Source organism: Streptomyces melanosporofaciens (assembly GCF_900105695.1).
GTDB classification, from domain to species: Bacteria; Actinomycetota; Actinomycetes; order Streptomycetales; family Streptomycetaceae; genus Streptomyces; species Streptomyces antimycoticus.
In genome coordinates, this window is the sequence record NZ_FNST01000002.1 from 9,556,905 (window position 1) to 9,572,232 (window position 15,328).

The 15,328-nt window shown below is 72.6% G+C and carries 14 protein-coding genes and 1 pseudogene; 6 read left to right on the plus strand and 9 right to left on the minus strand.

Annotation, left to right across the window (positions count from 1 at the left end):
* Positions 1–72 precede the first annotated feature (72 nt).
* Positions 73–2,805: a helix-turn-helix transcriptional regulator gene (locus BLV72_RS43305; RefSeq protein WP_244321298.1), complete on the plus strand. Its 2,733-nt coding sequence runs from the start codon at positions 73–75 to the stop codon at positions 2,803–2,805.
* A 31-nt stretch (positions 2,806–2,836) separates the two neighbouring features.
* On the opposite strand, the pseudogene BLV72_RS43310 reads toward BLV72_RS43305, so the two are convergent.
* Positions 2,837–3,556 (minus strand): annotated as a pseudogene (locus BLV72_RS43310) (sensor histidine kinase); the annotation flags it as partial.
* Between the two features lie 338 nt (positions 3,557–3,894).
* On the opposite strand from BLV72_RS43310, the gene BLV72_RS43315 reads away from it, so the two are divergent.
* Positions 3,895–4,332, plus strand: a complete 438-nt coding sequence (locus BLV72_RS43315; RefSeq protein ID WP_167746526.1) for a TIGR03618 family F420-dependent PPOX class oxidoreductase — start codon at positions 3,895–3,897, stop codon at positions 4,330–4,332.
* Positions 4,333–4,350: 18 nt separating this feature from the next.
* On the opposite strand, the gene lplAB is transcribed toward BLV72_RS43315, so the two are convergent.
* The 4 genes from lplAB to BLV72_RS43335 all read right to left on the minus strand — a co-directional run bounded on the left by lplAB (position 4,351) and on the right by BLV72_RS43335 (position 7,167).
* Entirely contained in the window at positions 4,351–5,406 is a 1,056-nt protein-coding gene (gene lplAB, locus BLV72_RS43320; RefSeq protein WP_093469343.1) for a lipoate-protein ligase LplAB, read from the minus strand.
* 90 nt (positions 5,407–5,496) lie between these two features.
* A complete protein-coding gene (locus BLV72_RS43325) occupies positions 5,497–5,973 on the minus strand; it encodes a hypothetical protein (protein WP_093469345.1) in 477 nt (158 codons plus the stop codon).
* A gap of 197 nt (positions 5,974–6,170) precedes the next feature.
* Positions 6,171–6,557: a tautomerase family protein gene (locus BLV72_RS43330; RefSeq protein WP_093469346.1), complete on the minus strand. Its 387-nt coding sequence runs from the start codon at positions 6,555–6,557 to the stop codon at positions 6,171–6,173.
* Positions 6,558–6,603: 46 nt separating this feature from the next.
* Entirely contained in the window at positions 6,604–7,167 is a 564-nt protein-coding gene (locus BLV72_RS43335; protein ID WP_093469347.1) for a TetR/AcrR family transcriptional regulator, read from the minus strand.
* Between the two features lie 109 nt (positions 7,168–7,276).
* On the opposite strand from BLV72_RS43335, the gene BLV72_RS43340 reads away from it, so the two are divergent.
* Positions 7,277–7,837, plus strand: a complete 561-nt coding sequence (locus tag BLV72_RS43340) for a GNAT family N-acetyltransferase (RefSeq protein WP_093470874.1) — start codon at positions 7,277–7,279, stop codon at positions 7,835–7,837.
* A gap of 66 nt (positions 7,838–7,903) precedes the next feature.
* Here BLV72_RS43340 and BLV72_RS43345 read toward each other — a convergent pair whose 3' ends face one another.
* A complete protein-coding gene (locus tag BLV72_RS43345; RefSeq protein ID WP_093469349.1) occupies positions 7,904–8,662 on the minus strand; it encodes a class I SAM-dependent methyltransferase in 759 nt (252 codons plus the stop codon).
* Between the two features lie 127 nt (positions 8,663–8,789).
* Here BLV72_RS43345 and BLV72_RS43350 point away from each other — a divergent pair, with 127 nt between their 5' ends.
* Positions 8,790–9,179, plus strand: coding sequence for a DUF4186 domain-containing protein (locus BLV72_RS43350; protein WP_093469350.1), 390 nt, complete (start codon positions 8,790–8,792; stop codon positions 9,177–9,179).
* 4 nt (positions 9,180–9,183) lie between these two features.
* Here the strand turns inward: BLV72_RS43350 and hglS are convergent, their stop codons facing one another.
* Positions 9,184–10,575, minus strand: coding sequence for a 2-oxoadipate dioxygenase/decarboxylase (hglS, locus tag BLV72_RS43355; protein ID WP_093469351.1), 1,392 nt, complete (start codon positions 10,573–10,575; stop codon positions 9,184–9,186).
* Positions 10,576–10,855: 280 nt separating this feature from the next.
* Between hglS and BLV72_RS43360 the strand changes: the two genes are divergently transcribed.
* Together BLV72_RS43360 and BLV72_RS43365 are read left to right on the plus strand one after the other, a co-directional pair.
* Entirely contained in the window at positions 10,856–11,902 is a 1,047-nt protein-coding gene (locus BLV72_RS43360) for a tetratricopeptide repeat protein (protein ID WP_093469353.1), read from the plus strand.
* A 14-nt stretch (positions 11,903–11,916) separates the two neighbouring features.
* Positions 11,917–13,017, plus strand: a complete 1,101-nt coding sequence (locus tag BLV72_RS43365; protein ID WP_425288567.1) for a polyprenyl synthetase family protein — start codon at positions 11,917–11,919, stop codon at positions 13,015–13,017.
* 92 nt (positions 13,018–13,109) lie between these two features.
* Here the strand turns inward: BLV72_RS43365 and BLV72_RS43370 are convergent, their stop codons facing one another.
* Positions 13,110–13,859, minus strand: a complete 750-nt coding sequence (locus BLV72_RS43370; protein ID WP_093469354.1) for a FadR/GntR family transcriptional regulator — start codon at positions 13,857–13,859, stop codon at positions 13,110–13,112.
* Between the two features lie 17 nt (positions 13,860–13,876).
* On the minus strand, positions 13,877–15,226 hold the full coding sequence (locus tag BLV72_RS43375; RefSeq protein ID WP_093469356.1) for an enolase C-terminal domain-like protein: 1,350 nt from the start codon (positions 15,224–15,226) through the stop codon (positions 13,877–13,879).
* Positions 15,227–15,328: the final 102 nt, after the last annotated feature.

Genomic DNA, 15,328 nt, shown 5'->3' on the forward strand with positions numbered 1-15,328 from the left:
GTCGGCGGGCGTCGGCGGTATCCGTCATATGACTGCACCACGGGCTACCGCACCACGGGTTAGAGTCGAGGGATGACCATGGTCGGGCGGGAGAGTGAGAGCGCGGCCGTACTCGGTCTGACCAGCGGTGTGCTGATCCTTACGGGCGAACCGGGTGCCGGCAAGAGCACCCTGCTCGGCCTCGCGGCGGATCGTCACCAGGGCCGGGTGCTGCGGATGACGGGCAGCGAGAGCGAGGCGAACCTGACGTTCGCGGGCCTCCACCAGCTGCTGCGGCCGGTGCTGGGGGAGACGGCCGGGCTGTCGGCCCGGCAGCGGTCGGCCCTGCTCGGCGCCATCGGCCTGGAGGACGCCAAGCCTCACGACACCGGCCCTGCGGAGACCAATACCCGCGACACCGGCCTCGCGGAGGCCGAGCCCGGCCGTGTCGAGGGCGGCCACGGTGGCCCGCCCGACCGGCTGCTGCTCGGCGTCGCGCTGCTCACCCTGCTCTCGGACCTCGCACGGCGCTCGCCCGTCCTGGTGGTCGCCGACGATCTGCAGTGGATCGACGCCGGCTCGCTGGAGCTGCTCGCCTTCGCCGCCCGGCGCATCGGCGACGAACCTCTCGCCGTGCTGGCCGCGGCCAGAGAGCCGGCCGGCGAGGGCGCCGGGGGCGGGGCCACGGCGCCGTTCTCCGGCTTTCCCGTGCGTACGCTGGGCCCGCTGGACGCGACCGCCGCGGGCCTTCTGCTGGACCGGCAGCCGTATCCACCGACCGGCCGCGGCCGGCTGCGCATCCTCGACCAGGCCGCCGGGAACCCGCTGGCACTGGTCGAACTGGCCCGGGCGAACGGCGCCTGCGGCGGGGACTCGGCCGACTCCGCAGAAGGCGAGCTCCTGCCGCCCACCGACCGCCTGATGCGGGTCTTCGCCGCCGACCTCGATTCCCTGCCCGAGGCCACCCGGCAGGCGCTGCTCCTGGTCGCGGCGGACGAGCGGGCGGTGGCGGGCCGGGTCGAGGCGCTGGCCCCGGCCGAGGCCGCCGGACTGCTGCGGCTCACCGGTGGCGGCCACGACGGCCGGCGGGCCCGCTTCCGGCATCCGCTGATCAGGTCCGCGATCTACCACTCCGCACCGCTGGCCGCCCGCCGTCAGGCCCACCGCGACCTCGCCGCGCTGCTCAGCGCCGAACCCGACCGCCGCGCCTGGCATCTGGCCGCCGCCGCGGAGGGGCCGGACGAGGAGATCGCCGCAGCCCTGGAGGAGTCGGCGGCCAGGGCCCGGGAGCGTGGCGGATACACCGCCGCCACCACCGCGCTGGAACGTGCCGCCGAGCTGAGTCCCGGGCGCCGCGACCGCGCCCGCCGCCTGGTGGCCGCGGCGGGTGCGGCGGTGTCCACCGGACAGCCGCACTGGGTGCGCCGGCTCGCCGCCGGTGCCGCGGAGCTCACCGACGACCCGGCGCTGTCGGCCGAGGCATCGCTGCGCGTGGGCCAGGTGCTCACGCTGAGCACTGAGCACGACACCGCGCTCTCCCTGCTGCTGCGGGCGGCGGAGGACCCCGGGCTGCGCCGGATCGCGCTCGCCTCCGCGTCGGTGGCGGGCTTCTACTCGGGCGACGAGGAATACCGCCTCGCCGTACGGGCCCGGGCACAGGACGACCCGTGGACGCTCGCGGTGACCGACCCCACCGCGCACCGCTCCGAGCGGGTGGCGGCGATCCCGGCACTGGTCGAGCGGGCGGACGGCGACCCGGCCCGGCTCATCTCGCTCGGCGCCATGGCCTGGTTGCTCGACGAGACCGCACTCGCGGTACGGATCTTCGACGACGCCCTCCACCGCTGGCGGCTGGGCGGCACCCTGCCCATCGGGCTCGGCTGCTCGGCGGGGTGGGCGTATCTGGACCACGGGCTGTGGGCCCAGGCCCGTACCGCCGCCGTGAACACCAATTCCGCGGGCGCCGGGCTGCCGCACCTCGACGCCGCCGCACGGTCGCTCGAAGCCGCCGCTCTTGCGTTGACCGGCCGGACCGACGAGGCCCGCACCGCGGGCTCCGCCGCGCTGTCCCTCGTCGACCCGCACCGCAGCCGCGCCGTCGCCGTCCGCGCCCGGTGGGCGCTGGGCATGGCCGCGGTGGCCGACGGCGACCACATCGGCGCGTACGAGCAGTTCCGCCTGCTGTTCACGGCCGACGGCGAGCCCGTCCACTACGCGTGTTCCTTCCCCGCCGTCGCCGAACTGGCCGCGGCGGCCGTCCGCACCGGCCACGGCGCCGAGGCCGCCGCCACCGTGGAGCGCATCGCCGACCGGCTCGCCGAGGACCCCTCGCCCCGGATGCGCATCCTGATCCACCGCGCCCGTGCGCTGCTCGAACCGGCAGATGCCGAGCCGCACTTCGCCGCGGCCCTCGCCGAACCCGCGGGCGGCCAATGGCCCTTCGAACGCGCGCAGCTCCTGCTGGACCACGCCGAATGGCTGCGCCGCCGCCACCGCATCACCGAGGCCCGCCACCAGCTGAACACCGCGCTGGAGACCTTCCGTCGCCTCGGCGCCCGCCCCTGGATCGACCGCACCCAGGCCGAATTGCGCGCCGCCGGGATCGAATCCGCCCCCACCAGCCCCGACGCCCTCACCTCCCTGTCCCCGCAGCAGCAGCACATCATCCGCCTGGCGGCGCAGGGCCTGAGCAACCGTGAGATCGGCGAACGGCTCTTTCTCTCCCCTCGCACCGTCGGCTCGCACCTCTACCGCAGCTTCCCCAAACTCGGCGTCACCGCCCGCTCCCAGTTGCGCGACCTGATCGAGGCGTCCTGCCCGTCGTAGTGGCGGCGGCCACGTGGGCTCCCGGCGATTGCCACCGGCAGGGCAGCTCCGTGACGACCGTCGGCCCGCCCCGCGGGCTTGTCACCGTCACCGTTCCATCGAGCGCGGCGACGCGGCGACCTATCCCGAGCAGCCCGGAGCCACCTTGGAAGCCGTGCCCGGAGCCACCTTCGGAGCTGCCGGAACCACCCGTCTCCCCGACGCCGGACACGCCCGCCACCGCCTCGGCGCCACCTCGTCCCTCGTCCCGCACCGAGACCCACAATCCGCTCGGTGTACGGGCCAGCCGGGCCTCGGCCCGGTCGGCGCCACTGTGTCTCGCCACGTTCGCCAGCGCCTCCGCCACGACGAAGTAGGCGGCCGCCTCGACCGCCGCCGACGCCCGTCTCCCGTCCTCCAGACCGTCCACCCGCACGGTGACATCGAGCCCGCTGCTCGCGGCGAGCGCTCGTACCGCCCCGGCCAGGCCACGGTCGGTGAGGACCGGCGGATGCATGCCACGCACCACCTGGCGCAGCTCGGTCAGCGCCTCTTCGGCCAGGTCCTGCGCGTCGTCCAGCATCCTGCGCGCCGCCGTCGGATCCCGGTCGTACGCCCGCTTCGCCAGGCCGATCCGCAGGGACAGGGAGACCAGCCGCGCCTGGGTGCCGTCATGCAACTCCCGTTCGATTCGGCGCAGTTCGGCATCGTGCGCGGCGATGGCGCCCGCCCGGTTTTCCGCCAGCTCCGCCACCCGCTCGGTCAGCCGCGCCGTGGCCGTGGCCGTGGCCGTTTCCGTGTCCGTCGGGCCGGGCCGCCGACGGCGCAGATACGAGCCGAAGGCCAAGGCGAGCGCGGACGCCGGCAGGGCCGTGGCCCACACCGCGTGCAGCATCGTTCTCCCCATGCCGACGAGGCTAGAAGACCGGCCGGACGCACGCGGGAGAGCGAGCCGCCCCATCGACGGTGGAGCCCGCTACACCCCCCGGCCCGGCGGCGAGCCCACGCCCGCCCGCGCGGTCCGGGATTCACCGGCCCGGACGCATCAGGGTGCGGTAGCGTGCCGAGGAAGCCATGCTGGACGGACCGGTCCGCCGAGAAAGGCACCCGATGACGGATCTTCAGGACGTGGACCGCATCGCCACGGCCGACCACCACTTGGCGGTCGTGACGACGACGCGCGCCGACGGCTCGGTCCAGGCATCAGTGGTCAACGCCGGGATCATCGACCATCCGGTCTCCGGTGAGCAGGTGGTCGCCTTCGTCACCTACGGCCGCGCCAAACTCGCCCATCTGCGGCCACGCCCGCGGGCCACCCTGGTCTTCCGCGCCGGATGGAACTGGGCCGCCGTCGAGGGCCGCACCGAGATCGCGGGGCCCGACGACCCGTTCCCCGGGGTCGACCAGGAGCGTCTGCGGCTGCTGCTGCGCGAGGTCTTCATCGCCGCGGGCGGCGCGCACGACGACTGGGGCGCCTACGACCGGGTGATGGCCGAGCAGCGCCGCGCCGCGGTCTTCGTCCACCCCGAGCGCGTCTACAGCAACTGACCCCCGGGGCGGCCCCGGTCACGGCACCCGCGATGTCCACTCCGGCGAGCCGAACTTCCCGGCCGCCAGCAGCCGCGCCGTCGCCGACTCCTCGTCCGTCACCTTGCCGCCGGTGAGCCCGTACCGCCCGCGGAACGAGGCCACCATGCGGTCGATGACGGCCGGGCGCGGCAGCCCGGTCTGGCGGCGCAGCGGGTCCACCCGCTTGACGGCGCTCGCGATGCCCTTGCCGGACAGCTTCTCCCGCCCGATGCGCAGCACCTCCACCATCTTGGCGGCGTCGATGTCGTACGACATGGTCACGTGGTGCAGCACCGCACCGCCGTGTGCCGCGATCCGCTTCTGGGCTGCCCCGCCGACCTTCCCCGCCTCCGTCGCGATGTCGTTCAGCGGCTGGTACCACGCCTTGACGCCCATCTCGCCCAGCGCGCCCAGCACCCAGTCGTCCAGATAGGCGTAGCTGTCGGCGAAGGACAGGCCGGAGACGAGCGACTGGGGCACGTACAGCGAGTACGTGATGGTGTTGCCCGGTTCCACGAACATCGCCCCGCCGCCGCTGATCCGCCGGACGACCGTCACCCCGTGCCGCTCGGCGCCCGCCGGGTCGACCTCGTTGCGCAGCGACTGGAAGCTGCCGATGATGACGGCCGGACGGTCCCACTCCCACACCCGCAGCGTCGGCGGCCGCCGCCCGGCGGCCACCTCGCCGGTCAGCACCTCGTCCAGGGCCATGTGCAGCGCCGGATCCTGTGGCCCCTCGTGGATCAGCTGCCAGTCGTAGTCGGTCCAGTCGGTGGCACGGGCCACCGCCCGTCGCACCGCGATGCCCACGGCCTCGGCGGAGAAACCGAACATCACGGTGCCGGCGGGCAGTCCCGCCTCGATGCGCGCGGCGAGCGCCTGCGCGTCCGCGTCGGCGGGCGCGCCCTCCAGGGCCCGGTCGATGGCGTGCAGGGCCTCGTCCGGTTCCAGGAAGAAGTCGCCCGCGACCCGCACCCCGCGCAGCACGCCGTCGTGGACATCCAGATCCACGACGACCAGCTTGCCGCCCGGCACCTTGTACTCACCGTGCATGCCCTGCACCGCCTCCTGTTTCCGCCCCGGCGCTCTCGATCATTATCCCGCGCCGGGGCGGCTTCGGTCGGCACCGGTGATCCGGCGGGGTCAGGCTCCCGTGGTCGAGCCCGGGCGGACGATCATGAGAATGGTCACCGTCGCCCACAGCAGGTTGAACGCGCCGGTGTACATGGCCAGTTGGGCGGTATCGGTCCGCTCCAGGGCCTTGCCCCCACCGAGGCTGTCGATGAGCTCGTCCTGGCGGGGCAGGACGAAGGCGACCAGGACGCCGGCGGCCGCGGCCGTCAGCGCGATGGAGGCGGTGAGCCAGCCGCTGCCGAGGACGCCCATCGCGGCGGCCGTGGCGAATCCGAAGACGGGCACGGCGAGGCCCATCTTGGCGTAGACGCGGCAGATGCGGTGCAGAAGCCGGACCGTGCCCAGGTCCGCCTCGCCCTCGGCGGCTGCCCCTGCGGCAGCGTGGGCGTTACGGGCCGCGGGCGGGAACATGCTGGCCGCGACGGTGACGGGGCCGATCGCGACGATGGCGGCCAGGACATGCAGGGAGAGCAGAATCTTGGTCATCGGGTGGTGTCCGGCTCCCTTTCGAACGTGGCAGGCACCGCGTCTCCTTCCGGGCGTGGGCGGCTGGTGCCCGCCCCACGCTAGGGAGCCGCGAGAAGATCACCCAGGGGCTGGAACGACAGAAGTCAACGGATTCTCGCCATGCCGGGCCCCATGTGGTCCAGTGGCCCAGCGGTGTGGCCAGAGGGAGGACATGGTCATCCGTCGATGTACTGCGCCACCCCATGGCCGAACGACCAGTCGGCCGACTCGTTCTCGATCAGGGTGATGAAGACGTTTCGCGGCTCGGTCCCCGCGTACTCCTGGGCGAGCTCGGCGATCCGCCGGTACAGCGCCTGCTTCTGTGCCGGTGTGCGCCCCGAGCGCATCGTGAGCGCGATGTAGACGATGCCCTCGTCGCGTCGCACCCCGAGGTAGTCGTCGTAGCGCAGCAGGCCGCTGGTGCCGTCATGGCTGGTCAGGACCTGGAACCGGTCGTTGGGCGGGAAGCCGATGGTTTCCACCAGGGCGTCGTGCACGGCACGGCCGAGGGCGTCGAGCCGGTCGGGGTCGGCCCGCAGCGCGTCAATGCGAACGAAGGGCATGTCGGGGCTCTCTTTCGGGCGAGTCGGTCGGCGGAACATCACGGGCTCAGCGGACATGGGCGGTGAGCAGACCGAGCGCTCCGTCCATGGCCCGGGCGTACACCTCGACCGAGTCGGCGGCACGGGCCAGCACATAGCCGCCCTGCAACACCGCGACCAGTGCGGTGGCCGTGCTCGCCGGGTCGAGCCCGGTGTCGAGCTCGCCATTCGCCCGGCCCTCCGCCAGCAGCCCGGCCAGCCGGTCGGTGAGCCAGGCGAAGGTCTCCTCGACCGGTCGGCGCAGCTCCGGATCGGCCATCACATCGGGGTCCTGGGTGAGGCGGCCGACCGGGCAGCCCTTCAGGGCGTCCCGCTCCCGCCGCAAATAGGCGCTGATCCGCTCGACCGTGGTGCCGGGACCGCTGAACTCGGCCTCCGCCCTGCCCCTCAGCTCCTCGGCGCTGCGGCTGATCGCGGCGAGCGCCAGATCGGGCTTGCCGCGGAAGTGGTGGTACATGCTGCCCTGGCCCGCCCCGGATCGCTCCTGGATCGCCTTCGGGCTCGTGCCCACGTAGCCGCGCTCCCACAGCAGCTCGCGGGTGCTTGCGATGAGTCGTTCCCGGGTGTCCATGGGCAAGATCATACGTACTAGTAGGTACAAATGGAAGCGCGGGGACGGCTCCCTCGGTGAGAGGATCCCGCCGTACTGTGTGGGCTGGTCCGAACGCTGGAAGGTGACGATGTACGCGATATCCCTGGGCGACGACGGCGCGGAGCTGCGCCCGCTGGAGCCGTGGCAGGCCGAGGAGTTCCTTACGCACATGGACCGGGGACGGGAATTCATCGGACGGTACATCCCGCTGGCGGACGCCGCCTCCGACCTGGAGTCGGCCCGGGCGTTCCTCCAGGGATACGCGGACAAGGCGGCGGCCGACGCCGGACGGATCTACGGCATCTGGATGGACGGCAAGCTGGTCGGCGGAGTCCTCTTCCGCACGATGGACATCAACCAGGGCACCGCGGAGGCGGGTTGCTGGCTGGAGCCTTCGGCGGTGGGCAAGGGGCTGGTGACCCGGGCCTGCCGCGTGATCATCGACTGGGCCGTCGAGGAGCGGGGCATCCACCGCGTGGAGTGGATTGCCGCCGCCGGGAACGAGGGCAGCATCGCCGTGGCCCGGCGGCTGGGGATGACGAAGGACGGTGTGCTGCGGGAGAGCTATCTGCGCCGGGGCGAGTGGCAGGACAGGGAGATCTGGTCGGTGCTCGCACCGGAGTGGCGGGCGACCCGCAAGCCGTCCTGAACCGCGTGTCAGTCACGCTGACAGCGAGGGCCGCGCGTCGATCACGCTGACGGCGAGGGCGGCGCGTCAACCACGCGGACCGCGGGGGCGGCGGGCGACCGTGATGATCTCCGGGCTGGTGCCGGTCAGCGGCCCGCCGTCCCAGTCCCCGAACTGCTCCGCCACGACCAGCCCCGCCTCGCCCAGGAACCCCGCCAGCGCGTCCGGACCGAGAAACCGCAGCGTGCTGCGGCTCAGCAGGGGCCGCTCCCAGCCCGTGCCGGTGTAGGTGTGCGTGGCCGAGACGAGATCTCCCCGCACCGGCGTCTCCACCGCGCACACACACCGCACCACGGCCCCGGTGGGGTCCACCACCTCGCCCGAGTACCGCACGTCCCAGTCTTCCCACTCCCGCACCGGCGGATTGCGGGTCTCGAACACAAAGCGGCCGTCGTCGGTCAGTGCCGTGGCGATCGCGGCCAGCGCATCGCGCAACTCGTCGTCGCCCAGAAGCCCTTGGAAGGCGTGGCCGGTCATCACCACCAGATCGAACGCACGGCTCCACCCCGGCGCCGAGGCCAGGTCGCCGAGCACCCACTCCACATCCGGGTACGCCCGCGCCACCTCCAGCATCCCCACTGCGGGATCCAGCCCGCACAGCCGCCCCTCGTGCCCGTCCTCCCGTGCTCTGCGCAGCAGCGCGCCCGTTCCGCACCCCACGTCCAGGACGGAGCGGGCGGACATCACCAGGGGCAGGTAGAACGTGAAATCCCCGCGCTCGTCCCAGGGGCAGAACAGGTCGTACAGCGCGGCCAGCCGGCGATCGGAGAACTGCGTGTCCACCATGGCCGTCACACTGCCCCTGGCCGGGCGGACCCGCAAGGTCCGGCACCCCTCCACGGCCCTGCCCACGGTGTCGTGGGCGGGCCGTCTTACGATCGAAAGGGGTTTTTGTCGTCTCCGGGAGCTCTCGATGTCCGACCCGTCCGACCCGATGCCTGACTCGCTCGACCAGCGGCTGGAGACCATCGCGCGCCACCCCTTCCGCGCGAAGTTCCATCTGCGCGGTCGTGACCGGGCCACGGCCGAGCTGAGTGGCCCGTCGACGGTGCGCTGGCACGCGTACGACCTGATCGCCAAGCGGCTGGCTCCCGCCGAGCCGTACAAGGACGGCAAGCAGACGCCCTACCGCGGCCACCCCGTGTTCGTCGCCCAGCATGCGACCGCCACCTGCTGCCGTACCTGCCTCGAGCGCTGGCACCAGATCCCCAAGGGGCGGGAACTGACGCGGGCGGAGCGGGCGTACGTGGTGGGGGTGATCTGCCGTTGGATCGAACGCGAGGTGGCGGCAGGCGGACGGTGACGGATCAGCCCGGGGCGCCGTCGAGCCCCAGTTCGCGGGCGACCCGCGCGAGGGAGCCGCTCTGCTGCCGCTCGTAGAGCGCGAAGGGGTCCAGGACATCGCGGCCGATGGCGCCCGAGAGCCATGCGGCGTCGTGGGCGGTGTCCTCCTGGCCGTTGTCCCGTACGCCCTCCCCGCTGAGGTTGGACTGGAAGATACCGGCGGCGGAGCGGGGCAGGAAGTCCTCGTAGACGATGGGCTCGGCCCGCACCCAGCCTCGCTCCAGCAGCTCGCCCAGGGCGGCGGGCGGACGGCTGCCGTCGCGTGGGCGGTCCGGTACGACGTGGTAGGTGAACCAGCCCAATCCCCGGGCGGCCAGTTCCCGTTCGGTATGGGGCAGATGCTCTTCCCATACGCCGCGGGCCAGTTCGCCCCGGTCCACCCCCGGATGGCGGGCCACTTCATGGTCGACGAGGGTGAGCAGCCGGTCGTACAGGGCGCGGCCGTCGGGGGTGAGGGCGATACCGCGGGCCTCGACCTCGCCGAAGCGCACCCGCAGGGCGCCGGTGGTGACGCTCCCGTCCGCGAGGCGCATCGCGCGGGGTTCGTCGAGGGCGCGGAAGGAGGTCTGGCGCAGCAGGACGTCGGGACCCTTCCAGGCCGGTGGCCCCTGGATGGTGTCGATCATCTGGATGCCGCGGTCGGTCATCCGCCGGTAGAGCTCGTCGATGTCCAGGACGCGCGGGGTGAGGTGGTTGATGTGGGTGCTGCGGACACCGCCGATGTCCGCGGCGACGGCGGAGATCCTCTCCAGCGTCTCGTACCAGACCTTGTCCACCGGCTCGGGGGACAACTCGAAGGCGGACACGGCGAGGTGGAGGAAGCGTTCGGCGTCCTCCTCGGGCAGTCCGTGCTCGGCCGTCGCGCGGTCGGCCAGGGTGAGCAGCTCTGGCGGGAACAGCTCGCGGCCGGCCAGGAAGGTCTCCAGCCGGGAGCGCAGATCGGCGTCGAAGAACCGCGGGTCGGCGGTGGTGAGCAGGGAGGTGAAGACGCGGAAGGGGTTGCGCGCCAGCTCCTCCCCGTCCACCGGGCGGAAGGCGGTCGAGACCACGGGGACCGCGCTGGCGGCGGCCTCGCGCAGATCGTAGAAGCCGACCGGGTGCATTCCCAGCGCGGCGAAGACGCGGGCCACCTGCCCCAGCTCCTGAGGCGTGCCGACCCGGATGGCGCCGTGGCGTTCGGCGGTCACCCGGCCGATGGACCCCAGACGCTCGGCGTCGGCGCCCCGCGCCCGCAGCACGTCCTCGTTGATCTCGCGCGAGACGTCCACGAGCGTGGTGTACGCCGGGACTTCCCGGCCGTACATGTCGGAGAGCCGTGCCGCGAAGGCGGCGCGGAGCTGCCACTGGCTGATCATGGGTGAATTCTGCCTTTCCGTCGGGGACGTGCCGGATCGGGGAGGGGGTGCCGAGCCCGGTCCATAAGTTTTTTGCCACCCGTGGAGCCGGTTGGTAAACCTCCCGGGCCCCGGTCGCGTCTTGATCGGCAACGGACGCACAGCACCGGCGACCTTGGCAAGGCCGGTTTCCTGTCACCTATACACAGCGTGTATACATGGAATGCATACTCGTGGTGTATGCACTCGGTGTATAGCGGACAGTCGCGTGCTCCTGGGAACAACAGACGGAAAGGCATCCATGTACGGCAAAGCATTCGCTCCTGAGTACCAGGGCTCCCTCACCACCCTGTCCGTGAACTCCTCGCTGGTCGACGTGCTGGCGGCGGGCACCGAGCAGTTGCGGGCGGCCGAGCGGGGCGGCTCCCCGGGCGAGGCGGCCCGGGCGGGGCTCGCGGTCGCCGAGGCGCACCGGAGGCTGGGTCAGGTGGGCGAGGCCGACCGCGAGTGGAAGGCCAGTTACCGGGCGGCCCGTGCGGCGGGGGACCTCGGGGCGATGGCGTGGGCGCTGTGGAGCGGAGGCACGCTCGCCCGGCAGCGGGGCGCGCTGGCGCTGGCGTGGCGGCTGCTCGGACTCGCGGCCGAATTCGGCGAACGCGGCGGGGACATCGTCGTCCGCGGCTACTCACTGGCCGGGATGGCGGAGACCGGCCGCATTCAGGGCGACTACGAGGCCGTGGGCGCGCTGCACGAGCGGCTCCTCGCCGAGGCACGCAAGCGCGGCGAGGCGCGGCACACCGTATGGGCGCTGGAGGGCATCGCCCAGATGCACCGCAACACCGGGTCGTACGACTCGGCCTACGCGATGTTCCAGGAGGCCGCGGAGATAGCCGCGGGCGCCGATGACCGGCGCGGACACGCATGGGCGCTGCGGGGCATGGCCGACATCGTCTCCGTACGCGACGGGGACGTGGAACGCGCACTGGAGCTGCTCTCCGGGGCCGAACTGACCTGCCGCGAGATGAACCTGGTGAGCGCGCTCGCGTACAACCACAAGATGCGCGGCAATGTGTTCTACCGCGCGGGCCGTTACGAGGAGGCCCGCGCGATGTACGAGCAGGCCCTGGACGAGTTCCGCGACATGAGCGAGCCGCGCGGCGAGGGTCTCGCCCGGCTCGGGCTCATCAAGTCCCTGGCCCGGCTGGGCCGCGACCGCGCCCGGACCGACGAGGACCTGTCCGAACTGGCCGATGTGCTGGAGCGGATCGGACTGCGGCACGCCCGCCGGATGGTGGACCGTGCCCGGGAGGAGTTCGGCCTCACGGAGGTCATGGAGGTGGCACTGTGACGACGGCGTTCCCCATGCTCCTCGGGGCCTACGAGACCACCGCGACTGCGCACGGGACCACCGCGACCGCGGACGAGCCCACCGCGACCGCGGGCGAAATCCTCGTCCGCTGCCGGGAGTTGGTGCGCCCGGCGCTGGCCGAGACGGTCGGCCGGCTGCACCCATGGGTCGCCGAGATGGCCGCGTACTCCTTCGGCTGGTGCGATGTGGGCGGTACGCCCGCCGAGGGCGCGGGCGGCAAGGGGGTGCGGCAGGCCCTGGCCGTGCTGTGCGCGGAGGCGGCCGGGGCATCCGGCGAGGCGGCGGTCGCCGGAGCGGTGGCGGTGGAGCTGGTGCACACCTTCTCGCTGCTGCACGACGACATCATGGACGGCGACCAGACCCGCCGCACCCGCCCCACCGTATGGAAGGCCTACGGGACCGGCCCGGCCGTGCTCGCCGGTGACGCCCTGTTCGCGCTGGCCGTGGAGGCACTGGCCGCCGTGCCCGGTGCCGGTGCCGCGGCCGCGGTGCGGCGGCTGAGCGTGGCCCTGGGCGACCTCGTCCACGGCCAGGCGGACGACCTGCTCTTCGAGTCGCGCCCCTGGACGGGGCCCGCGGCGGTGGGGCCGGAGGAGTACCGCACGATGGCCGAGCACAAGACCGGCGCGCTGCTCGGCTGCGCCGCCGCCCTGGGCGCCGCGCTCGCCGGGGCGCCGGAGACCACCGCGGCCACTCTGGACCGGGCCGGACGGCATATGGGCGTGGCGTTCCAGGTGGCGGACGACCTGCTCGGCATCTGGGGCGACCCCGCGGTCACCGGCAAACCCGTCCACCGCGATCTGCGGCAGCGCAAGAAGACCTTCCCCGTGCTCGCCGCCCTGAGCGCCCGCGACACCTCGGCCGCCGGGCAACTGGCCACGCTCCTGGAGGAGTCCCCGGACACCCCGGACGACGCCACCACGCGCCGGGCGGCCGATCTGATCGAGCAGGCCGGTGGCCGCTCCGCCGCCCTGGTGGAGGCCGACCGTCACATCACCGCCGTGGAGCGGTGCCTGGACGGTCTGCCGCTCGTGCCTCGCGCGAGCGCGGAGCTGCACACCCTGCTGGGCTTCCTCGCACGGCGCGACATCTGACCCGGTGGGGAGATGTGCGACCCCTTGCGAGGGGCGGCCGCGCCACTCGGGTCCGCTTGGTGATGGGCGGCCGCGCCACTCGGGTCCGCCGGTCAGCGGCGGTCGCGCACCGCGTCCAGCCGATCGCGGACCCACAGCTCCACATCGCCCACATGCCGGCTGGCCGCGGTGAACGCGGCCAGGCTGTCGTGGGCCCGGAGCGCGGTGTAGATGTCCATGTGCTGCTGGTGGGTCCAGGACAGCACATCGGACTTGACCAGGGCGCGCCAGATGCGGGCCCGGGCGGTGCGCTGGGTGACCGAGTCCGCCAGGGAGGCCAGCGTGCGGTTGCCGGAGGCGGCCACGATGTCGGCGTGGAAGGCGATGTCCTCGTGCACCAGCTCCTCCGGGTCGTGCAGACCGCGCATCCGCTCGATCCGCTCCTGGAGCCGGTCGAGGGCGGCCTCGTCGATGCGGGTCGCGGCCAGTGCGGTGGCGCCCGGCTCCAGGACCTTGCGGCATTCCAGCATCTCGTTCAGACCGGTGTCCTGGGCCAGATCCAGGAAACTGCCGAGGGCCCGCAGCAGCCGGTCCGGGCGCAGATCGGTGACGAAGGTGCCGTCACCGCGACGTACGTCCAGGACCCCGGCCATCGCCAGGGCGCGGATCGCCTCCCGCAGGGACGGGCGGGAGAGTTCGAGCTCGCCCGCCAGCACCGCCTCCGGAGGCAGACGGTGGCCCGGCGCGAACTCACCGCTCTCGATGCGATGGCGCAGCCGGCCGATGGCTATGTCGACGACACTGCTCCCGGCGGCGGGGACACCGTCGCCGCCGGGGCCGGAGCGGTCTGGATTGGTGGGCATGGCGACCAGGATGCCACTCAGTCGCGGCGGCTCCAGACCGGTCCGTCGGGGTAGCGGTAGGTGTCCAGGGTCTCGCGCCGGATCCGGGCGCTGTAGCCGGGCGCGTCGGGGACGAGATAGCGCGAGCCGCGGATGCGGACCGGGTCGTGGAAGTGCTCGTGGAGATGGTCGACGTACTCGATGACACGGTCGTCCATGGAGCCGCTGACGGCCACGTAATCGAAGATCGACAGATGCTGGACGAGTTCGCACAGGCCGACACCGCCGGCGTGCGGGCACACCGGCACGCCGTATGCCGCGGCCAGCAGCAGCACGGCCACCGCCTCGTTGACACCGCCCAGGCGGCAGGCGTCGATCTGACAGACGCTGATCGCGTCGGCGGCGAGGAACTGCTTGAACATCACCGCGTTATGGGCGTGTTCGCCGGTGGCCACCCGGGTCCCACCGATCCGCCGGGCGATGGCCGCGTGGCCGAGGATGTCGTCGGGGCTGGTGGGCTCCTCGAACCACCAGATGTCGAACTCCCGAAGCGCCGTGGCCCAGGTGACCGCCTCCTCCACGCCCAGGATCTGATTGGCGTCGATCATCAGCCGGCGGTTCGGTCCGATGACCTCGCGGGCGATACGGCAGCGCCGTATGTCGTCCTCCAGATTCGCGCCCACCTTCAGCTTCACCGAGTTCCAGCCCTGGTCCACGGCCTCCTGGCAGAGCCGGGCCAACTTGGTGTCGTCGTACCCGAGCCAGCCCGCGCTGGTGGTGTACGCCGGGTAGCCGTGCTCGCGCACATACGCCTCGCGCCCGGCGCGGCCACCGGCGCGGGATTCCAGCATCTTCAGTGCGGCTTCGGGGGTGAGCGCGTCCTTGAGGTAGCGCCAGTCCACCAGGTCGACCACCTCCCGGGGCGAGAGGTCGGCGAGGAGCTTCCACACGGGCTTGCCCGCCTGCCGGGCGGCGAGATCCCAGGCCGCGTTGATCACCGCGGCGCTTCCCAGGTGGATGGCGCCCTTGTCCGGGCCGAGCCAGCGCAGCTGGCTGTCGCCCAGCAGATGGCGTGAGAAGCCGCCCAGATCGCCGGTGATCTCGTCCACGGCCATGCCGACGGCCCGCTCCCCGATGGCGCGGGCGGCCTGGACCGCCAGGTCGTTGCCACGGCCGATGGTGAAGGTGAAGCCATGGCCCTCCAGAGGTTCGGCGCCGGGTGCGGGCTGCGCCGCACCTTGGCCGGAGGGCTCGTCGTCGGCGGTCTTGAGCACCACGTACGCCGCCGAGTAGTCCGGAGCCTCGTTCATGGCGTCGGAGCCGTCGAGGTGCTGGGAGGTCGGGAAGCGGACATCGATGGTCTCGACGCCGACGACACGAAGGGTCATGGCACGCGCTCCTGTGGGCAAAAGGGCGAGGGAAAGTGAGCAGTGCCGACCAACATGTCAGATGTCTGATGTGGTTGCCAGGGGGCATCTGGAAGAAAACTC

Coding starts and splice junctions, on each gene's coding strand:
- BLV72_RS43325 (WP_093469345.1), bottom strand. CDS start 5,973: ATGACCAAGATTCTGCTCTCCCTGCATGTCCTGGCCGCCATCGTCGCG.
- BLV72_RS43315 (WP_167746526.1), top strand. CDS start 3,895: ATGACGGATCTTCAGGACGTGGACCGCATCGCCACGGCCGACCACCAC.
- BLV72_RS43345 (WP_093469349.1), bottom strand. CDS start 8,662: ATGGTGGACACGCAGTTCTCCGATCGCCGGCTGGCCGCGCTGTACGAC.
- BLV72_RS43340 (WP_093470874.1), top strand. CDS start 7,277: ATGTACGCGATATCCCTGGGCGACGACGGCGCGGAGCTGCGCCCGCTG.
- BLV72_RS43360 (WP_093469353.1), top strand. CDS start 10,856: ATGTACGGCAAAGCATTCGCTCCTGAGTACCAGGGCTCCCTCACCACC.
- BLV72_RS43335 (WP_093469347.1), bottom strand. CDS start 7,167: ATGGACACCCGGGAACGACTCATCGCAAGCACCCGCGAGCTGCTGTGG.
- lplAB (WP_093469343.1), bottom strand. CDS start 5,406: ATGCACGGTGAGTACAAGGTGCCGGGCGGCAAGCTGGTCGTCGTGGAT.
- BLV72_RS43365 (WP_425288567.1), top strand. CDS start 11,917: ATGCTCCTCGGGGCCTACGAGACCACCGCGACTGCGCACGGGACCACC.
- hglS (WP_093469351.1), bottom strand. CDS start 10,575: ATGATCAGCCAGTGGCAGCTCCGCGCCGCCTTCGCGGCACGGCTCTCC.
- BLV72_RS43350 (WP_093469350.1), top strand. CDS start 8,790: ATGTCCGACCCGTCCGACCCGATGCCTGACTCGCTCGACCAGCGGCTG.
- BLV72_RS43370 (WP_093469354.1), bottom strand. CDS start 13,859: ATGCCCACCAATCCAGACCGCTCCGGCCCCGGCGGCGACGGTGTCCCC.
- BLV72_RS43305 (WP_244321298.1), top strand. CDS start 73: ATGACCATGGTCGGGCGGGAGAGTGAGAGCGCGGCCGTACTCGGTCTG.
- BLV72_RS43330 (WP_093469346.1), bottom strand. CDS start 6,557: ATGCCCTTCGTTCGCATTGACGCGCTGCGGGCCGACCCCGACCGGCTC.
- BLV72_RS43375 (WP_093469356.1), bottom strand. CDS start 15,226: ATGACCCTTCGTGTCGTCGGCGTCGAGACCATCGATGTCCGCTTCCCG.